Below are 18,530 nucleotides of genomic sequence, written 5' to 3'. Positions count from 1 at the left end.
AATCCTCGACATTTCAAATTAACCTGCGGTTCGGCGAACCGGGGAACCATGTGTTCGCCCGGCTGCCGTCGGCGCTTGCGCGTTGTCGTTGATCATCGGCCTGCAACCACAGGAGAGTCCGATGAGCTTTGAAGCCTTTGTGAAGGCGCTGTCCAACGCCAGTGTCGAATATGAACACCTGAAATCAGCGCAGCTGGCGCAGGCCATTCTTGAATCGGGTCGCGGCACATCTGCCCTGTTCAAGCTCCACAAAAACCCTTTCGGTATGAAATACCGCCCGGAACTGGCAGCGGTGGCCACCCCGGTCAGCTATACCGATCATGCCGGAGAGCCGGACCAGTATTGCGCGTTTTCATCCTATGCCAAAGCGGTCAGTGGCTATTGGCTGTTCATCAACCGCAGCGTCTATTCAGGCTGGCGCGCAGCGAGCAAGACCCCGCAGGAGTTTATCCGCTTCATCTCTTATGCAGGTTATGTCGGCGGGCCGCACAGCGCAGTGCCCGCAGGCCAACGCGCCGCAGACCAGATCCGCAAGGAGGCCTATATCGCCAAAGTGGCATCGCTGCTGGGCGAGGCCGAAGACCGATTGCAGGCCCTGACCTCAACCGTCACGCAGCCAGTGGTCGATCAGATCTGGCGCCGGAAGGGCGTCTATATCGATGTCGGCCATGGTTCGAAGCCCAGCGGCTATGATCCCGGCGCGGTCTTCGGCGGCGGCGGCAGCACCGGCACGATCACCGAGCACCAGCTCAACCTGATCGCGGCGAAGGCTTGCGAGGCGTATCTCAAGGAAAAGGGCGTGCCATGCAAGGTCGATGACAGCAACGCTAGCAACTATGCGGCGGGTCGTGCCGCAACCAATTATGATGTTCTGGTTTCGGTGCATCACAATGCGGCAACCGGCCCCGCGCAGGGCAGTGAGGCGCTGTATCATGTCACGGTCGGCACGGCTGAGGACAAGAGGCTCGCCGAGATGGCCGCCGACGCCATGGCAACGGCGCTTGGCATCAGGAATCGGGGTGGCAAGGCGCAAGCGCTGGATGTGCTGCGCGGCGCGCGCGATGCCAAAGTGCGCTGCGCGATCCTCGCTGAGCTGTTTTTCATGCACAAACAGACCCCCGCCAATCCCCCAAGCAGCAAATTCGCGCAATGGAGCCATGACGGTGGCAGGGCGCTGGGCAACGCGATTCATGCCTGGATGAAAGCCAACCCCTGACAGCGATAAGCATGCAGTCTTGGCAACAATATTGCCTTTGCTGGCAACCATCATCATGAAGGCTCTCGACCCGCCACCTGGACATGTCTGATCAGGTGGCGGCAAGGGGAGATTGCCGGATGGATCATACGCTCGATGCTATCGTCGCGCGCGATGCAGCAGACCCGCTGGCGTCGTTTCGCGAAGCCTTTCAGTTGCGCGACGGGCTGATCTATCTGGACGGCAATTCGCTGGGCGCTCTGCCGCGCGCGACCGTTGCCCGCATGGACGAAGCGGTGCACGATGCTTGGGGGCAGGGATTGATCACGTCCTGGCTTGGCGCTGACTGGGTGGGCGCACCTGCGCGGGTTGGCGACAAGATTGCCCGGCTGATCGGCGGCTTGCCCGGAGAGGTCATCGCGGCCGATTCGACCTCGATCAACCTGTTCAAGGCGCTGGCGGCGGCGCTCTCGCTGCGACCGGACCGATCAGTGATCCTGTCGGAAAGCGGAAACTTTCCCACCGATCTTTACATGATAGAGGGCATCGAGCGCTTCAGCGGCGGGCGGGTGCGCAGCGAGATCGTCGATCCGGCCGATGTGCTGGGCCGGCTGGACGAAGACGTCGCGGTGCTGCTGCTGACGCAGGTGCATTACAAAACTGGGCGCATCCGGGACATGGCAACAATCAACCGGATGGCGCACGACAAGGGGGTGCTGGTCGTCTGGGACTTGAGCCACAGCGCGGGCGCAATCGGGGTGGACCTTACCGCAAGCGGCTGCGACTTCGCGGTCGGTTGCGGCTACAAGTTCCTGAATGGTGGCCCCGGCAGCCCGGCGTTCATTTATGTCGCGCGGCGGCACCAATTGGCAACGCCGGTATTGTCGGGCTGGTTTGGCCATGCCCGGCCGTTTGCGTTTGAGGACGGCTATGACCCGGCAGGGGGGATCGAGCGGTTCCTGTGCGGCACACCGCCGATCCTCGGCCTGGTTGCACTTGAAAGCGGGGTCGATCTGCACCTGCAGGCCGATATGGCCACGATCCGCGAAAAATCGCTCCAGCTGGGGGCGTTGTTCTGCGAACTCATGGAAGCGCGTTGTGCCGACTTTGGGTTTGAACTGGTCAGCCCGCGCGATGCGAACCAGCGCGGCAGCCATATTTCCTACGCGCATGTGCATGGCTATGAAATCATGCAGGCACTCAAGGCAGCAGACGTGATCGGCGATTTCCGGACGCCTGATGTGCTGCGCTTCGGCATCACGCCGCTGTATCTGCGCCATCGCGATATTTACGATGCGGTCGAGCGACTGCGCGAGATCTGCCTGACCCGCGCCTGGGATCGGCCAGAATATCGCGAGCGCGCTGCGGTCACCTGATTGCGCTTGCGCCAGATTCCGGCGCTCCATCGGCCGCATCGGCGACAAACTGCTGAATGAACGCGGCGATGGTGCGCAGACCATCTGCAAACGCAGCGCCGTCGCGCCAGATGGCAGCAATGGAGCGCTGTGCGTTCCAGCCGGCGATGTCGAGCGGTGACACAACCTCGGCAGAATGCAGTTCGGATGCCAGATAGCGCTCTGGCAACAACGCGAGGCCAATGCCGGATCCCACCATCTGCCGGATGCTGTCGAGGCTGGTGCCCTCATAATCGTGCAGAATGTGCGCACCCAGGCTGTCGCAAATCGCGCGGGTCTGGCGATGATAATGATGCCGCCGGTCAAGCGTCAGAAAGCCCTCGCCCTTCAGCGCGTCCGCCGGAACATCGCGCTGCCCGGCCAGCGGATGATCGGGCGGCGCGACGACAAACAGGCGCTCAGTGAACAGCGGCTCGACGACGATGCCCGATGCATCGATCGGCAACGGGCAGAGCATCATGTCGAGCTCACCGCGTAAAATCTCGCGCACCTGATTGTCAGGAATCCCCTCGCGGATGTGCAGCCGCAGATCGGGCTGCTGGCGGTGCAGCCGGGCAACGATTGGAGGCATCAGATAGGGTCCGAGCGTTGGGGTGATGCCAAATCTCAAAGTCCCGCCAAGCCCGCCACCCGCACGTCGCGCCAGATCAGCGAGATCGCGAACCCGAACCAGCACCTGACGCGCGCGCTCGGCGATGTCGCGGCCCAGCGGGGTCAGCTGCACATCATGCCCGCTGCGGTCGATCAGCGACGCACCCAGCCGTGCCTCAAGCGTGCGCAACTGCTGGCTGAGCGTGGGCTGCGAGACATGCACGGCATAAGCAGCACGACCGAAATGGCGGTGATCGTCCAGTGCCACCAGATATTCGAGCTGGCGCAGGCTAGGCATGGCAACTCCGCGGGGCCGATTGACAATTTCTATCAATATCACCCCAGCCTTTCAAATGGAAACTATGTGGTGCGCTGTCATATACAATGTGGTGAGCGCAAGGTGCTTCCCCCACTCTTGCCTCGCCGTTCGTCGCAATCTGCGCTCCAAAGTCCACGCCCGGAGCCGGATAGGGTGGTGCGCCTGACCGCCGAGGTCGCAGTTGGCGTGCCGGGGCGCACCACCCGCTTTGCAAGCGTTGCTCATTGTGGTGAATCCGGTCCCAGACCATCGGTCAGGCTCAGTGCCTCCAGATCGGCAGTCACGGCGACGAGATCAGCCTGCGCGGCGGCGAGCCGGAACTCGGCATCCAGCCTGCGGATCGCGGCATTGGCAGCGGCATCTTCGCGCAGGTTGACCAGAAAGAAATCGCTGGCCCCAGCCTGGAACAGCCGCCGTTCACCTGCGGCCAGTTTTTCAGCCTGCACCTCCTCATCGCGGGCAAGCGCGGCAAGCCGTTCGGCTGCGGTGAGGTTGATCGTAAGCTGCTCGATTTCAGCAAGAATTTGCTCCTCGCTCTGGCGACGTCGCCATTCGAGCGCGCTGATCGCCGCTTCGGCGGACGCAATCTGCCCCTTGGCGGCGCGGTTTTGCAACGGCATCGAAAACGTGAAGCCGACGATGGTTTCAAACCCGTCACGCGAACGGCCACCAAGCCCGATTGCGCCGAAATCGTTGCCCGCCTCACCAAACAGCCGCAGCGATGGCAGCAGGCGGTTGCGCTCCAGTTCCAGCCGTGTCTCGCCCTGTTTGAGCCGCTGCTCGATGAGCCTGATGTCGGGTCGGCGCGCGAGCGTGGCAGTGGCATCTGTCGCCCGTTGCAGGGTCAGCCGGGGCAGGGCACGCGGCAGATCCGCCGGCGTTGCTATGCTAGGCCGCCCGTTGTCATCACGCCAGAACAACGACAGGCGCTGCGCGGCATTGGCCAGATCACGCTCGGCAGCGACCAGCAGCGACGTGCGCCGCAGCAGGTTCTGCTCATTCTCGGTCAGCAGGATCGCGGCGCGTGCGCCCAGTTGCACCTGACGGCGGATGCCCGCCTGGCGGTCTTCGGCCAGCTTCAGCAGGTTGCGATATACCCGCACCTGCTGGCCTGCCGCGACCCACTGGCCATAGGTCTGGATTGCGCGCTGCTGCACCCCGATGGCGACCATCAACGCCTCAAGCCCGGCCATGTCGCGCTCGATCAGCGCGTTGCGCTGGCCGAACCGGCGGTCATCGATGGCGCGGTCGCGCAACAGCGCGTAGACGCCGCGCACCTTGAGTTCGCCAAGCTGATTGGTGAAGCTATAGTCCTCATAGATCGGAAAATCGCCGCGCGAGGCACGGTAGCTCGCCTCTATCTGACCACCGTTGTTGGTCAGCGGCTGGATCGCTTTGCCCTGCACATAGGTGCCATCGTAAAATCCGGTGACCCGCGAATAGCCCTCGCCGGAAAACAACAGGTCGAACGCGCCCTCGCTGGCCAAAACGCGCCCGTCGGCGGCGCGTGCGTTGGCCAGCGCTTCAAGGATGGCAGGCGCAAAGCGGCGTGACGAGGCAAGCACCTCATCAAGCTGCAGGCCCTGTTCGGACTGCGTGTTGCTGCTCTGCGCGCGCACAGGCGTAGCGGTGATGGCCGCGCTGGCGGGGGCCAGCGCCAGCAACAACGGAATCACCAGACTTGCTCGGCGCATCAGCGCATGTCCCCGGATGTCTTCCCGCCCGACGACTGCTCGCCGATGCCCTGCTGCTCCCTTGGCAGCGCGGGATTTTGCAGCGGGAAGTCATTGAGCTGGCGCCACAGTTCAAAGCCAACCGTCACGGTTTCCATGGTAATCCAGCCGCGCACATTGGCGCCCAGCCGCACATAGGGTTCGCCGGGCCAGGGCGCCTTGCCTTTGGTCTCGCGCACGAGCACCCGGAACAGCCCATTGGGCGACGCTGCCAGATCGATCGACTGTACCTGCCCATCGAACAATCCACGCGCCACCGATGGCCAGCCTGAAAACTGGATTGCGGGCCAGCCTTCAAATTCCAGCCGCACCTGCTGGCCGGGCTTGAGCAGCGGCGCATCGCGGCCGTCGACGTAAAGCTCTACCACGCGCGGTGCCTCGATCGGCGCAAAGCTGGCCAGGATATCGCCCTGCGAGACCATCGTGGCCTTGTCGCCGCCGCTGATCCGCTGGATCACACCGTTGCGCGGCGCGCGGATCATTTGCAGGGATTGGCGCGCCAGATTGATGTCGATCTGGGTAATGGCTGCGCGGGCCTCGGCCAATGTCGCCTCCATCTCGGCGACCTTGATGCGCGCCAACTCATTCTCGCGGCGCGATACCAGGCCTTCGGCGAGCAGGGTTCCGGTGCGACCGACATCGAGCCGCGCAGTGGACAGCGCGCTTGCTGCGGCGGCAGCTCTCGCCTGTGCCAGTTCGCGTTCGGCGCGCAGCCTTTGCAGCAGCAGCGGGTCGTTGTCGGAAATCTGGACGATAGGATCGCCCTCATTCACTACAGCGCCGTCCTGCACATACCAGCGCTCGATCCGGCCGGAGACCAATGCGGTGACGTTCTGCAGCCGGTCCTGCGGGTTTAGCGCGATCACCTGGCCGGTGCCATAGGCTGTCTGCACCCACGTCGCATAGGCCATGAACAGCCCGGAGGCGACCATGCCGACCAGCACCATCACGGCCAACGCGCGCAAGGGACGGGGCGGGCGCAGCCTTGCCAGCGTGGTGAACCGGCTGAGCGATTGTTCGCGCGTTGTCATGCGCTTGCCTCCGCACGCGTTACCGCGCGCAGGCGTTCGAATGCTGCCGGGTCGTCAACGATCAGCTGCTGGTCTGCCCCCAGCCACAGATAGGTGCAATCCGCCTGCGGTTCGGCGCGATAGCTGAACTGGATGACGGTTGCACCGGTGGGTTGCATCCCGTTGCGCACCGCTTTCAATATGAGCGGATCGACAATGTCGAACAGGCCGCTCATGATCAGCAGGCGCGGCTTTTTGAGCACCGCACCCGCCAGCTTGAGCCGCATGACTTCAGAATAGGACAGGGGCCAGCCGCTGCTCGACAGCTCGGTATCCATGCCGCTGGGCAAGCGCAAAATGCGCTCTTCCAGCCCCACCAGCGACAGCGCGCGCAAAGCATCGGCTGAGCTGATTTGCGGCCCGGCGAGCCGCAGATAGTCGCGGATGCTGGTCTGTACGATGGCCGGGCGATCCAGCACGATCACCTCGCTGCGCAGCCGGAACATGTCGAGCATCGTCATGTCCTGTCCGCCGAGCGTGACGATGCCGCTGTCAGGCGCGATGAACCGCTTCATCGAATAGGTGAACAATCGCTGGACATCGTGCGTCTGCGCTGTCGCGATCAGCTGGCTGCCTGCCGGAATCGTGATGTCCAGCACGATGCCCGGTGCGGTGCCGGTGTGGCTGATCTTGCGCAGCACCAGATCGCTGCCGGTGATCGCGTCCTCGCCTTCCCTGACCGGCGGTTCCTGCTCGATATGATGAATCTGGCCGATTTCTTCGGCGGCAGCGATGAGATCATAGGTGATCTCAAGATAGGTGCCGATTTGGCCGATCCCGAAAAACGCTGCTGACAGGATCAGTTCGGCCGCAACCAGCTGCCCAATTGACAGCTCGCCCTGGATCACCAGCCAGCCGCCCAGGGCCAGCAGGCCTGCACTGGCAAACGCATACAACAGCAGAAACGCAACGGTCTGCGACATCGTGTAGCGAAAATGCCGTTCCTTCGCCTTGATATAGGCGGCGGTGACCGCCTCCGACCGGTCAAGCGCGTGGTCGATATGGCGACCCGATTTGTAAAAGCCGTTGGAGGCACCGACATTCTCCAGCCAGCTCGCTGCGGTATATTTGGCATGGCTAAGCTCGATGCCGGAACGGATTGCGCCGCGCGTCCAGACCAGCAGGATAAACATTGCCAGCCCGATGACCAGCAGATTGAAGGCGAGGAAGAAGGGGTGGTAAAACGCGGTGACCGCAAAGCCGACCACGGATTGCAGGATGATCGTAAAGCCACCAATCAACAGGCTTGGCACCGCCTTTTGCACGGTCACCACATCGAAATAGCGGTTGAACAGGTCCTGGCGCTTGTTGTCTTCAAAGAATGGATTGCGCGCGTGGATCGATCGCACCGTGATTTCCGCGACCTGCCGCGCGAAGAAGCGCCTGGCAAACAGTTCCATAATATAGATGCGCAGCGCCGAGAGCAGCACCGCGATCAGCAGCAGCAGCAGCAAGGTACTTGCCAATGTAATCAAAGGCGCGACGAGCGCCGTATTGGCGACCGCGTTGATCAGCATCTGCACCGAAATCGGGGTGGCCAGCGACAGGATCGACACTGCGATGCCGTAAATCACGGCAAGCGTGATGAAGCTGCGGTCTGGATTGATCAGGCTCAGCATCCAGCGAATCGCTGCGCGTGCCCCCATGATCTGTCCCGATTGTAACGCCATTACTGCCATGCCCTGGTTACCGAAGTCGCAGCGCCAGAAATAGGCGAACGTACTGTGTCGCCAAGTCGAAATCTGCCCGCCCGCCTGATAGAAAATTTCTATCAGGCATTGGCCACTAACCCGAAGTCTTTCAATGATAAATGGTGCGCTGGATGGCTCATCTGTCCTTTTTGCGCGTAGGCGCGTTGAAATCAGCCGGCTTGCCCGCAAGCCATGTCAGGAACTTTGCGACTTCCGGATGGTCACGGATTGGCTTGGGGTCACCATCAGTGCGACCAAGCTCTGAATTGGTAAAATGTGCGTGAATGGTCTGGTGGCAGATCGGGTGCACCGGCGCGCGCGCCTTGCCGCCGCGGCTTTTGGGCACCGGATGATGCCATTCGACTGCATCGCCAAGGTCGCGCCCGCACAGCCAGCACGGCACCGGCGGCGGACCCTCGTCGGTGGTATCGTCCTCATCGTTGTCCCGGGTACGCCGTTTTGCCATCAGATGCGGTTCAATTTGCCGTCGGGCCGTTGCCGGGACCAAGCAGATCAATCACCGCTGTCACCATCGCCTCGGTCGCCAGCGTGATCGATTCGCGCGGAGCAATCTTGAAGAACGGTGAGTGGTGCGCAGGCACCGGCGGACCGCCTGCCTTTTCCGCATCGATATCGGCCTGCGGGGTGCCGCCGACGTTGAAATACAGGCCGGGCACATCGGTGTTGGGCGCGACGAAATAGGCGAAGTCCTCTGCCCCCATGCCGGTCTGTGGCTCGTTGGTCAGCAGGGCTTCGGTGCCGAATCGTTTCGCAAAAGTCTTGGTGATGCGATTGGTCAGTTGTGCGTCGTTGATCGTTACCGGGGTCGATTCGAAACCGACCTTGACCTCGGGCAGCTTGTCGTCCGGCATGCCATTCATCCGTCCGACGTTTTCGGCGATGCGCCTGATCCCGGCAATCAGCGTATCGCGCACCTTGTTGTCGTTGGAACGCACGGTCAGTTGCAGCTCGGCGCGGTCGGAAATGATGTTGTGCTTGAAGCCCGCATGGAACGCGCCGACGGTGACAACGCCAGGAGTCAGCGGCGAAATCTCGCGCGATACCAAGGTTTGCAGCGCCATGACGATCTGAGCGCCCATCACGATCGGGTCCTTGCCCATGTGCGGATAGGCCCCATGCGTGCCAATGCCGTGGATGATGATATCGACCGAATCGGATGACGACGCACTGATGCCAGGCTGGATCTCGATCTTGCCGACTGGCGTGCCCGAACTGACGTGAAAGGCGAGCGCATAATCGGGCTTGGGAAACCGCGTGAACAGCCCGTCGGCGAGCATCTTTGGCGCGCCGCCGATGCGTTCCTCGCCCGGCTGGGCGACGAGCACCACCGTGCCCTGCCACTGGTCCTTCATTGCCGCCAGCCGCCGCGCGGTGCCGATCAGCGAAGTGATGTGGGTGTCATGCCCGCAGGCGTGCATCACCGGCTTTTCAATGCCGTCGATGTCGACCTGACGCACTTTGGACATATAGCTGAGGCCGCTGTCCTCAGCGAGCGGCAGGCCGTCCATATCGGCGCGCACCATGACAACCGGGCCGCGACCGTTTTTCATGATCGCGACCACTCCGGTACCGCCGACGCCTTCGGTGACAATCGCGCCTGTGTCGCGCAGCTCTCGGGCGATAATCGCGGCGGTGCGCGTTTCCTTGTATGACAGTTCCGGGTTGGCGTGAAAATCGAGGAACAGGGCTTCGAGCTTGGCGTCATAATCGGTCGCAACCGCCGTGCCGAGCGCATCCTGCGCCAGCGCGGGCGTTGCCAGAACGAGTGTGATGGCGCTGCCGATCAAGCCCCAAGCTGCTGCTTTGTTCATCAATATTTTCCCGTCGCTTTCCGGCGAAGGCCGGAATCCAGAAGGCTGGTAGTGCAATCTTGCCCCCGGGCTTCGGCTTTCGCCAGAAAACGATACAGGTGAGGATGCACTTCAGTCCGCCGGACCTATCTTGAACGCGCAAAGCTTGTTGCCGTCAAGGTCGCGAAAATAGGCGCCATAAAATGCCTGGTCACCATCCTCGCCGCGCACCCCTGGCGGGCCCTCACAGGTACCGCCCAGTTCGAGCGCTTTGGCGTGGAGATCGTCGACCTTGGCGCGTTTGTCGAACGCCAGCGCGATCATCATACCGTTGCCGACGGTCGCTGGCTCACCATCATGGGGGCGGGTCACCGCAATGCCGGGAACGCCCCAGGCGGTGCCGTACAGTGTGAAGCCGTTTTCCTCCAGGCGCATCAGTTCGCTGCCGCCCAACGTGCTGACCAGCGCGGCATAAAAGTCGCGCGCTTTGTCCAGATCATTGCTGCCTACGGTGACATAGCCAATCATATTTATATTCTCCTGCTGCATGCAATCGCCCTGCACGTGCGGTCACGATCAAGGTTGCGGTGTGCAACCTATCAGGGGCAGGTGACAAGGCAATGACCCACCGGGTCATCTTCCGCCACGCCGGTGACGATACGCACCACGCCTTCGCCTGCCGCGCGGTCGACCCACAGCCCGGCGCGCAAACCATAGGCTTCGCCCGGATGACCGATCCACACGCGCTCACCCTGTTCGATGCGCTGCACCCCCAGGCCAAAGGCGGTGAAATAGCCGTTGTCGTCGTCACCATTGCTGCCATCAAAGCGCCATTGCGCGCGGATCAGTTCGGCAAAGGATTCAGGCCGCATCAAGCCATCACCGCCATTGAGCAGCATCTGCCCCAGCCGTGCGAGGCCGCCCGCCGAAATGCGCAGGCCGCCCTGCGGACTGAATGCCGATCCGTTGCGGCCCGGCAGGTAGAATTCGAGATCGCAGCGGCCATCGCTCGCAGCGACATAGGCGCACTGGTCGGGCTCGCCGATCCAGTCATCGCGCGCAATCCTGCCATCGGGGCGATATAAAGTGATCGCATCCTTCGCCGCGCCATTTGTGCAGCCCGACCAGTTATAACACGCCGGAATTTTCAACGGTTCAAACACCTCTTCGATCATGATCCGGTCAAATCGTCGGTCGGTTGCAGCCTCCATGATCGCGGCGACCAGTGGATAATTGACGTTGGCATAGCGAAAATAGCTGCCGGGTTCGTGGCCCATGTCCCACGCCTCCGGCTTGGCCAGCAGATCGGCCAGATTGGCATCAAGCGGCAGGAAATAGCCTGCATCGTCCTGCAGCCCCGACTGATGCGACAGCAGCATCCGCAGCGTGATCTTCGTCGTCGGGAACGCGGGGTGGCGCACCGGCCAGCCCAGATAGAGCGCGACATCGCGATCAAGATCGAGCGCGCCCTTGTCGACCAGCCGCATCACCGCGACGCCCACCGCCAGCTTCGAAATCGAAGCGATCCGCACCTTGTCGTCCAGCGTCGCCTCGCGCAGCGACGGACGATGGGCGAGGCCGGCAACGCGCGAACGGTCAAGCGCATCCGCGCTGAAGGTGAGTTCGATGCGGACATTGTCGTCAGCTTGCGCGGTGGCCGGGGTGAGGGTTAGCCCCGCAGCAGCGGCCAGCAACGCCAGCATCTTGGCCATCACTGAACCAAATGCACCGCCCGTCTTCCGGCTTAGACCGAAATCCAGAGCGACTGCAGCGCTGCCCCGCACTGGAGTCCGGCTTTCGCCGGCGAACAGACAGGCCATTGATGTAGTTAGACGATATCGAAAATACATTGCGCCTAGCAGATGCATATCAGCCCTTGCAGTCGCCGATGCGCTTGGCGCTGTTTTTCGCGTTGATCGTCATGTTGCCTGCGCCGGGCGACTGCATGTTCATCGACATCTCCATATTATAGCTGGTTGCCGTGTAGTCGCCGGTCATCTTGATGTCGCCCTGCTCACCGGCCTGCTTGCCCTTGCACGAGATATCGGCGTCGATCTTGCCGCCGGACAGGCTAAATTTTTTGTAGTCACATTCCTCATTGTCGGCACCCGCCAGAAAATCCGCGCCGGGCTTTTCAGCATCTTCCTTGGTGAGGCAGTTCTTGCTGGTGTTTACCTGACCGATCATCTGCTTGACGATTGCACCGGTCATGCCCTTGGCTTCGGGTGGCAATTTGCTTTCATCGAATTTCACATCGACGATCTCGATCTTGTTTTCCCACTCACCGGGCCTGAATTTGATTGAGGCAGCCTCGGCCGCAAGCTCGTCCTTGCTGATCTTGCCGTCGCCATCGGTATCTGCGCCACCGCCACTGCACGCGGCAAACGCCAGCAGGGGGAGCGCCAAAATCGATACAGTTTGCAACAGCTTCATCATTCAATCTCCGAATTTGGCCACTGGATGCGTGACCTCATTTTTCGTCGCCGCGACCCTAAACAGCGCCGCGCGCGATTGCAAACACCGCGCTGCCCTTGCGCTGGGCCGCCGCCTTGCGCATATCGTCAGGTATGGCGGAACTGGTGATCAGACGCGGGCTGGACGAGCCCGAAACCGATGGCAATTTCGTGCCGCACAAGCCGGTGCGTCCAGACAAAGCCGAGGGCGGACGGCCCTTCACCCTGGTCAGCGAATATACGCCGTCGGGCGATCAGCCCGCCGCGATCAAGGAACTGGTTGAGGGAATCAGGGCGCAGGACCAGGATCAGGTGCTGCTCGGTGTCACCGGATCCGGCAAGACCTTCACCATGGCCAAAATCATCGAGGCGACGCAGCGTCCCGCGCTGGTGCTCGCTCCCAACAAGATCCTCGCCGCGCAGCTTTATGGCGAGTTCAAGAGCTTTTTCCCTGACAACGCGGTCGAATATTTCGTCAGCTATTATGATTATTATCAGCCTGAAGCCTATGTGCCGCGTTCGGACACCTATATCGAGAAGGAAAGCTCGGTAAACGAGGCGATCGACCGGATGCGCCATTCGGCCACCCGCTCGTTGCTCGAACGCGATGACGTGATCATCGTCGCTTCGGTCTCGTGCATCTACGGCATCGGATCGGTCGAGACCTATTCGGCGATGATCTTCGACATCAAGGCGGGGGAAAGTGTCGATCAGCGCGAGCTGATCCGCAAACTCGTCGCGCTGCAGTACAAGCGCAATGATGCGGCGTTCACGCGCGGCAATTTTCGGGTACGCGGCGATACCTTGGAGCTGTTCCCCTCGCATTATGAAGACACCGCCTGGCGCATTTCGTTCTTCGGAGACGAGGTCGAGGCCATTGTCGAGTTTGATCCGCTGACCGGCAAGCCCGGCGCCAGCCTTGAGACGGTGCGGGTCTATGCCAACTCGCACTATGTCACCCCCGGCCCGACGATGCAGCAGGCGAGCGCGGCGATCAAATTCGAGCTCACCGAGCGGCTCAAGGAGCTTGAGATCGAGGGGCGCTTGCTTGAGGCGCAGCGCCTCGAACAGCGTACCCATTTCGACCTTGAGATGATCGCGGCGACGGGCAGCTGTGCGGGGATCGAGAATTACTCGCGCTTTCTCACCGGGCGCTTGCCCGGCGAACCGCCGCCGACACTGTTCGAATATTTGCCGGAAAATGCGCTGCTGTTCCTCGACGAAAGCCACCAGACGGTGCCGCAGATCGGCGCGATGGCGCGCGGTGACCACCGGCGAAAGCTGACGCTCGCCGAATATGGCTTTCGCCTGCCCAGCTGCATCGACAACCGCCCCTTGCGCTTCATCGAATGGGACGCAATGCGCCCGCAGACAGTCAGCGTCTCGGCAACGCCCGGCAAATGGGAGATGGAGCAGACCGGCGGGGTGTTTACCGAGCAGGTCATCCGCCCCACGGGCCTCATCGATCCGCCGGTCGAGATCAAGCCGGTCGAGGAGCAGGTCGATGACCTGATCAACGAATGCAAGAAGGTCGCCGCTGCTGGCTATCGCACGCTCGTCACCACACTGACCAAGCGGATGGCCGAGGACCTCACCGAATATATGCACGAGGCGGGCATCAAGGTGCGCTACATGCACTCGGACGTCGAGACGCTGGAGCGCATCGAGCTGATCCGTGATCTCAGGCTCGGCGTCTATGACGTGCTGATCGGCATCAACCTGCTGCGCGAAGGATTGGACATTCCCGAATGCGGGCTGGTCGCGATCCTTGATGCCGACAAGGAAGGGTTTTTACGCAGCGAAACCTCGCTCATCCAGACGATCGGCCGCGCCGCGCGCAATGTCGAGGGGCGCGTCATCCTTTACGCCGACCGGATCACCGGCAGCATGGAACGCGCGCTCAACGAGACCGACCGCCGCCGCGAAAAGCAGGTCGCGTATAACGAAGCGCACGGCATCACGCCGACGACGATCAAGCGCAACATCGGCGACATCCTTGCTCACGCCGCGAGCAAGGACAGCGTGCTGATCGAGACCGGGCTGGAAGATCGCCCGCACATGGTCGGCCACAACCTGCGCGGCCATATCGAAGACCTTGAGAAGAAGATGCGCGCCGCCGCAGCAGACCTAGAGTTCGAGGAAGCCGGCCGCTTGCGCGACGAAATCCGCAAGCTGGAAGCCGAAGAGCTAGGCCTGCCGCATGAGCAGCGGATCGCCTCCCCCAGGGGCCGCGCGACCGAGGGCAAGCCGGGCACGCGCAAGATGCGCTATGGGAAATCGCAGCGGAAGTTTTGAGGGGTTTGCGGTGATGACTTAACCAGTTTAGGCTTGAATATGCGATTTGTGCCAATCGCACTGTCTTCCGAAGGCAGTGGTCGAAAGATAACCTCGATATATTTTGCAACGACTTAAGCCTATATAATGCAAAATGCCAAGGTTTGCAGGAAGATATCGAAAGCCGAGCTAAATAATCGACGAGCCAAATTCTCTGAGGTTATCATGACCAAGCCTAAAAAACTCTATCAGCTATTGCTTGCAGGACGAGCGGGCGTAATTTCCTTTCGCGATTTCGTCCGGCTGCTTGAAGCTTTTGGCTTTCGCCATCACCGCACCAGCGGTAGCCATCATGTCTACGGACATATCAAGCTCGCACGGCCGCTCATCATCCAACCCATCGGCAAGGATGCCAAAGCCTATCAAGTCGCCCAGTTTCTTGATATGGTGGAGCAATCAGGTCTCAAATTGGACGAATAATGGCGCATCATTATCACATCAACGTTTTCTGGTCTGGAGAGGACAACTGCTGGATTGCTGATGTGCCGGATTTGAAACCGTGTTCGGCGCATGGCGATACTCCGGTCGAAGCAATCGCCGAGGCTGAGGTCGCCATTGGAATGTGGCTCGAATATGCGTGCGAAAAAGGTCATCCAATTCCGGAGGCCAGATACCGGCCGGCGATCTACGCTGTCAGGGCAGCTTGAGGAAGCGTACATTGGCCGGATCGAGGACTATCACAGAGGATGACGACCGGCTGGACAACGTCCATCCCGGCTCGATCCTGCGTGAGGATTTCCTGATTGGTTCCGAAATTGCGCTAGATGAAGTCGTCGGGGGTGCCGGGATCGCGCGCGATTTCCTCAAGGGCTTACGTGAGGAGACGCGCCCCGTTGATGCGGACACCGATCTTCGTCTGGCGCGCTATTTCGGGATGAGCGAAGGCTTTTTCCTCGGCCTTCAGATTGATTTTGATCTTGAGGAAGCCAAGCGCAAGCTGAGTCGCGATCTCGACCATATCGTTCCCCGCGCTGCCTGACGCTTCGGTTGCCGCCCTTACGCAACCTCGCCGCCCTCGACCGCTTCTGACAGTTCCAGCCATTCCGCTTCGGCGGCTTCGAGCGCCGTGGCGGTGGTGGCGCGCAGTTGCATCAGTTCACTCATCTTGAGCGCGGCGTCCAGCGGTGAGGCCGACGAAGGATCGAACATCGCCCGGTCAAGCTCGCGGCAGCGGGCTTCCAGTTTTGCGACCTGCTTTTCGCAGGCGCTCGCGCGTTTGCGCAGATCACCCTGGCGCTGGCGCAGTTCGGCAGCGATTCGGCGCTTTTCCTTGCGGTCAACCTCAGGCTTGCCCGCTTGACCCTTGCCGCCTTTGTCCTTGCCCAGCACCATCGCGGTATAATCTTCGAGCGACCCGTCAAACGCGGTCGCGCGGCCATTGTCGACCAGCACCAGGCGGTCGGCGGTCAGCTCTAGCATGTGCCGGTCATGGCTGACGATGATCACCGCGCCGCTGAACGCGTTGAGCGCCTGCACCAGCGCCTCGCGGGTATCGACATCAAGGTGGTTGGTCGGCTCGTCGAGGATCAGCAGGTGCGGCGCATCGCGGGTGATCAGCGCGAGCGCGAGCCGGGCGCGCTCGCCGCCTGACATCAACCCCACCGACATCGTCGCCTTGTCGCCTGAAAAGCCGAATCGGCCCAGCTGCCCGCGCACCGCCTTGGGCGGCGCACCGGGCATCAGTCGCGCCATATGCTCGAGCGGAGAGGAATCGCGATCGAGCTCCTCGACCTGATACTGGGTGAAATAGCCGACCCGGATCCGCCCGGCCATGCTGATCGCGCCGTCTTCGGGCTGCAACTGCCCGGCCAGCAACCGCGCCAGCGTGGTCTTGCCATTGCCGTTCTTGCCGAGCAGCGCGATCCGGTCTTCAGGGTCGATCCGCAGGTTGAGCAGCCGCAATATCGGCGCGCCCGGCGTGTAGCCGACCGATGCATCATCAAGCGTGATCAGCGGCGGTTTGAGCTCATCGGCATTGGGAAAATCGAAGGCCAGTGTCGGATCGTCAAGCTTGGCGGCGACCGGTTCCATCCGGGCGAGCGCCTTCATGCGGCTTTGTGCCTGCTTGGCGGTGTGCGATTTGGCGCGCCAGCGATCGACGAAGGACTGCAGCTTGGCGCGCTCGGAAAGCTGCCTCTCGCGGGCGGCTGCGGCCTGCAGCTGGCGCTCGCTGCGCTGGCGCTCGAACGAGTCATAATCGCCCTGATAGAGAGTCAGGCGGCCATGATCGAGGTGCAGGATATGGTCGGCGACATGGTTGAGCAGATCGCGCTCGTGGCTGATCACCAGCATCGTCGCGCGGCAGGATTTGAGGAAATCCTCCAACCACAGGGTCGCTTCGAGATCGAGGTGGTTCGATGGTTCATCAAGCAGCATGATGTCGGGATCGGAAAACAGCAGGCCGGCGAGCGCCACGCGCATCTTCCAGCCGCCCGAATAGCTATCAAGCGCACGCGCCTGCATCTCTTCATCGAAGCCCAGGCCCGCCAGTATGCGCGCCGCACGCGCCGGGGCGGAATGGCTTTCGATCGCCGCCAGCCGTTCGTGCACCGCTGCCAGACCTTCGGGATCGGCGGTCGCTTCGGCCTCGTGCATCAGCCGCGCACGCTCAAGGTCGGCGGCCAGCACCGTCTCGATCACGCTGACATCGCCATCGGGCGCATCCTGTTTCAAATAACCGATGCGCGCGTCTTTCGGAAACTGGATGCTGCCGGTGTCGGGCTCGATCAGCCCGACCAGCGCCTTCATCAGCGTCGATTTGCCCGCACCATTGCGGCCGATCAGCCCGACGCGGCTGCCGGTGGGCAGCGCCGCCGTGGCATGATCGAGGATCGTGTGCCCGCCAAGGCGCACGGTGAGGTCGTTGAATTGGAGCATGATGCCGCCCCTAGCAGGCCTTGGCGGGCAAGTCAGCGACTTTCCCGACCTATATCGCAGCACATTGGAAAGGGTTTCCAGCGCGCCGGGAGCATGGTATTAACATGAGTGTAAGCACGCCGCCCCAAGCAAAAGTTGCCCGCCATGACCGAACCGATTTTTCGCCACCCGGATCGCCCCACGCCGAAGTTCCGGCCGTTGAAGGCGATGCACCATTTTCGCAAGCTGATCGCGGACAAGGAAGACACCGAACAGGTGTTTCACATCTTCCAATGCCTGCCGCGCCTCGGTCTGGTCGACGAGGCGCGTGCGTTTGTTTACAGCGATGCGGGCAAGGCGCTGCGCGCCAGCGAACCGTATCTGCCCGATCTTCTTGATGACCATGCACGGCTGCGCGCGATGCCCAAGGGCAGCGTTGCGCATGCCTATGTAGATTTCATGGAGCGCGAGGGGCTGACCGCCGCCGGGCTGGTTGCCGAATATGACCGGTTCCAGCAGGGCCGTCGCTTTGGTGACCTGATTGAATGGTATGTCAATCGGCTGCGTGACACGCATGATCTGCTGCACATTCTCACCGGCTATGGCCGCGATGCGCTGGGCGAACAATGCGTGCTGGCGTTTACCTATGGGCAGAACCCGGCACCCGGTAACATCTTCATCGCCTATATGGGCGCGCTGAACATGAAACGCACGGTGCGCAGCGATGCACCGGTGTTCAAGGCGATCGGCGAGGCGCGCCGGTCAGGCCGCGATTGCCCGCGCATCGCCGAACAGTCGATCAGTGCGCTGCTCGCCGAGCCGCTGGCGGGTGTTCGCACGCGGCTCAACATCGCCGCGCCCTCGCATTATACGACTGCGCATGACCGGTTTCGCGCGCGTGGGCTTGATCCTTATGATTTGCGAGGCAAGGCGGCGCAGGCTGCCTGATGCGCGACGTGTGGCGGGTGGCGGCTAACCCACCTTCTGCAGTCGCCCGTGCAGGTAATTACCATCGAACCCGGCAATTTGGGCCAGTTTAACCGGGTCGATGATGTTCAGTGA

17 protein-coding genes are annotated in these 18,530 nt (G+C 61.8%); 7 read left to right on the top strand and 10 right to left on the bottom strand.

Going from position 1 to position 18,530, the window contains the following annotated elements; all coding sequences use genetic code 11:
• Positions 1-121 precede the first annotated feature (121 nt).
• A complete protein-coding gene (locus ACEW8G_RS04520; protein WP_373487256.1) occupies positions 122-1,216 on the top strand; it encodes an N-acetylmuramoyl-L-alanine amidase in 1,095 nt (364 codons plus the stop codon).
• Positions 1,217-1,335: 119 nt separating this feature from the next.
• Complete coding sequence (gene kynU / locus ACEW8G_RS04515; RefSeq protein ID WP_373487255.1) at positions 1,336-2,571, top strand: kynureninase; 1,236 nt, start codon at positions 1,336-1,338, stop codon at positions 2,569-2,571.
• Here kynU and ACEW8G_RS04510 read toward each other — a convergent pair.
• The 9 genes from ACEW8G_RS04510 to ACEW8G_RS04470 form a co-directional block, all read right to left on the bottom strand.
• Positions 2,564-3,499: a hydrogen peroxide-inducible genes activator gene (locus ACEW8G_RS04510; protein ID WP_373487254.1), complete on the bottom strand. Its 936-nt coding sequence runs from the start codon at positions 3,497-3,499 to the stop codon at positions 2,564-2,566. The genes kynU and ACEW8G_RS04510 overlap by 8 nt on opposite strands.
• Before the next feature lie 242 nt (positions 3,500-3,741).
• Positions 3,742-5,214 (bottom strand): TolC family protein, encoded by a 1,473-nt coding sequence (locus ACEW8G_RS04505; RefSeq protein WP_373487253.1) that lies wholly within the window; start codon positions 5,212-5,214, stop codon positions 3,742-3,744.
• The gene (locus tag ACEW8G_RS04500; RefSeq protein ID WP_373487252.1) at positions 5,214-6,284 is read right to left on the bottom strand and encodes an efflux RND transporter periplasmic adaptor subunit; all 1,071 of its coding nucleotides are present in this window, start codon (positions 6,282-6,284) and stop codon (positions 5,214-5,216) included. The genes ACEW8G_RS04505 and ACEW8G_RS04500 overlap by 1 nt, the downstream gene beginning before the upstream one ends.
• Positions 6,281-7,993 carry an ABC transporter ATP-binding protein gene (locus ACEW8G_RS04495; RefSeq protein WP_373487251.1) on the bottom strand — a complete coding sequence of 571 codons (1,713 nt, stop codon included), beginning with the start codon at positions 7,991-7,993 and terminating at the stop codon, positions 6,281-6,283. The genes ACEW8G_RS04500 and ACEW8G_RS04495 overlap by 4 nt, the downstream gene beginning before the upstream one ends.
• A 157-nt stretch (positions 7,994-8,150) precedes the next feature.
• On the bottom strand, positions 8,151-8,480 hold the full coding sequence (locus ACEW8G_RS04490; protein ID WP_373487250.1) for an HNH endonuclease: 330 nt from the start codon (positions 8,478-8,480) through the stop codon (positions 8,151-8,153).
• A 10-nt stretch (positions 8,481-8,490) separates the two neighbouring features.
• Positions 8,491-9,846, bottom strand: a complete 1,356-nt coding sequence (locus tag ACEW8G_RS04485) for an amidohydrolase (RefSeq protein ID WP_373487249.1) — start codon at positions 9,844-9,846, stop codon at positions 8,491-8,493.
• Positions 9,847-9,957: 111 nt separating this feature from the next.
• Complete coding sequence (locus tag ACEW8G_RS04480) at positions 9,958-10,353, bottom strand: VOC family protein (protein WP_373487248.1); 396 nt, start codon at positions 10,351-10,353, stop codon at positions 9,958-9,960.
• Between the two features lie 71 nt (positions 10,354-10,424).
• On the bottom strand, positions 10,425-11,537 hold the full coding sequence (locus tag ACEW8G_RS04475) for a serine hydrolase domain-containing protein (protein ID WP_373487247.1): 1,113 nt from the start codon (positions 11,535-11,537) through the stop codon (positions 10,425-10,427).
• 157 nt (positions 11,538-11,694) lie between these two features.
• Positions 11,695-12,261, bottom strand: a complete 567-nt coding sequence (locus tag ACEW8G_RS04470; RefSeq protein WP_373487246.1) for a DUF3617 domain-containing protein — start codon at positions 12,259-12,261, stop codon at positions 11,695-11,697.
• 131 nt (positions 12,262-12,392) lie between these two features.
• Between ACEW8G_RS04470 and uvrB the strand changes: the two genes are divergently transcribed.
• From uvrB to ACEW8G_RS04450, 4 genes are all read left to right on the top strand, one after another.
• Complete coding sequence (gene uvrB / locus ACEW8G_RS04465; protein WP_373487257.1) at positions 12,393-14,573, top strand: excinuclease ABC subunit UvrB; 2,181 nt, start codon at positions 12,393-12,395, stop codon at positions 14,571-14,573.
• 204 nt (positions 14,574-14,777) lie between these two features.
• Positions 14,778-15,032 carry a type II toxin-antitoxin system HicA family toxin gene (locus ACEW8G_RS04460; protein ID WP_373487245.1) on the top strand — a complete coding sequence of 85 codons (255 nt, stop codon included), beginning with the start codon at positions 14,778-14,780 and terminating at the stop codon, positions 15,030-15,032.
• A complete protein-coding gene (locus tag ACEW8G_RS04455; RefSeq protein WP_373487244.1) occupies positions 15,032-15,259 on the top strand; it encodes a type II toxin-antitoxin system HicB family antitoxin in 228 nt (75 codons plus the stop codon). The genes ACEW8G_RS04460 and ACEW8G_RS04455 overlap by 1 nt, the downstream gene beginning before the upstream one ends.
• Positions 15,260-15,270: 11 nt before the next feature.
• On the top strand, positions 15,271-15,591 hold the full coding sequence (locus ACEW8G_RS04450; RefSeq protein WP_373487243.1) for a HigA family addiction module antitoxin: 321 nt from the start codon (positions 15,271-15,273) through the stop codon (positions 15,589-15,591).
• Between the two features lie 17 nt (positions 15,592-15,608).
• Here the strand turns inward: ACEW8G_RS04450 and ACEW8G_RS04445 are convergent, their stop codons facing one another.
• A complete protein-coding gene (locus ACEW8G_RS04445) occupies positions 15,609-17,489 on the bottom strand; it encodes an ABC-F family ATP-binding cassette domain-containing protein (RefSeq protein ID WP_373487242.1) in 1,881 nt (626 codons plus the stop codon).
• A 144-nt stretch (positions 17,490-17,633) separates the two neighbouring features.
• Between ACEW8G_RS04445 and ACEW8G_RS04440 the strand changes: the two genes are divergently transcribed.
• Positions 17,634-18,416 carry a Coq4 family protein gene (locus ACEW8G_RS04440; protein WP_373487241.1) on the top strand — a complete coding sequence of 261 codons (783 nt, stop codon included), beginning with the start codon at positions 17,634-17,636 and terminating at the stop codon, positions 18,414-18,416.
• Positions 18,417-18,530 lie beyond the last annotated feature (114 nt).

Origin of the sequence: Blastomonas sp. (assembly GCF_041747255.1) — a bacterium.
Classification (GTDB): domain Bacteria; phylum Pseudomonadota; class Alphaproteobacteria; order Sphingomonadales; family Sphingomonadaceae; genus Blastomonas.
Note: the sequence above shows the minus strand (reverse complement) of the source record. Positions and strands in the feature narration are given on the sequence as shown.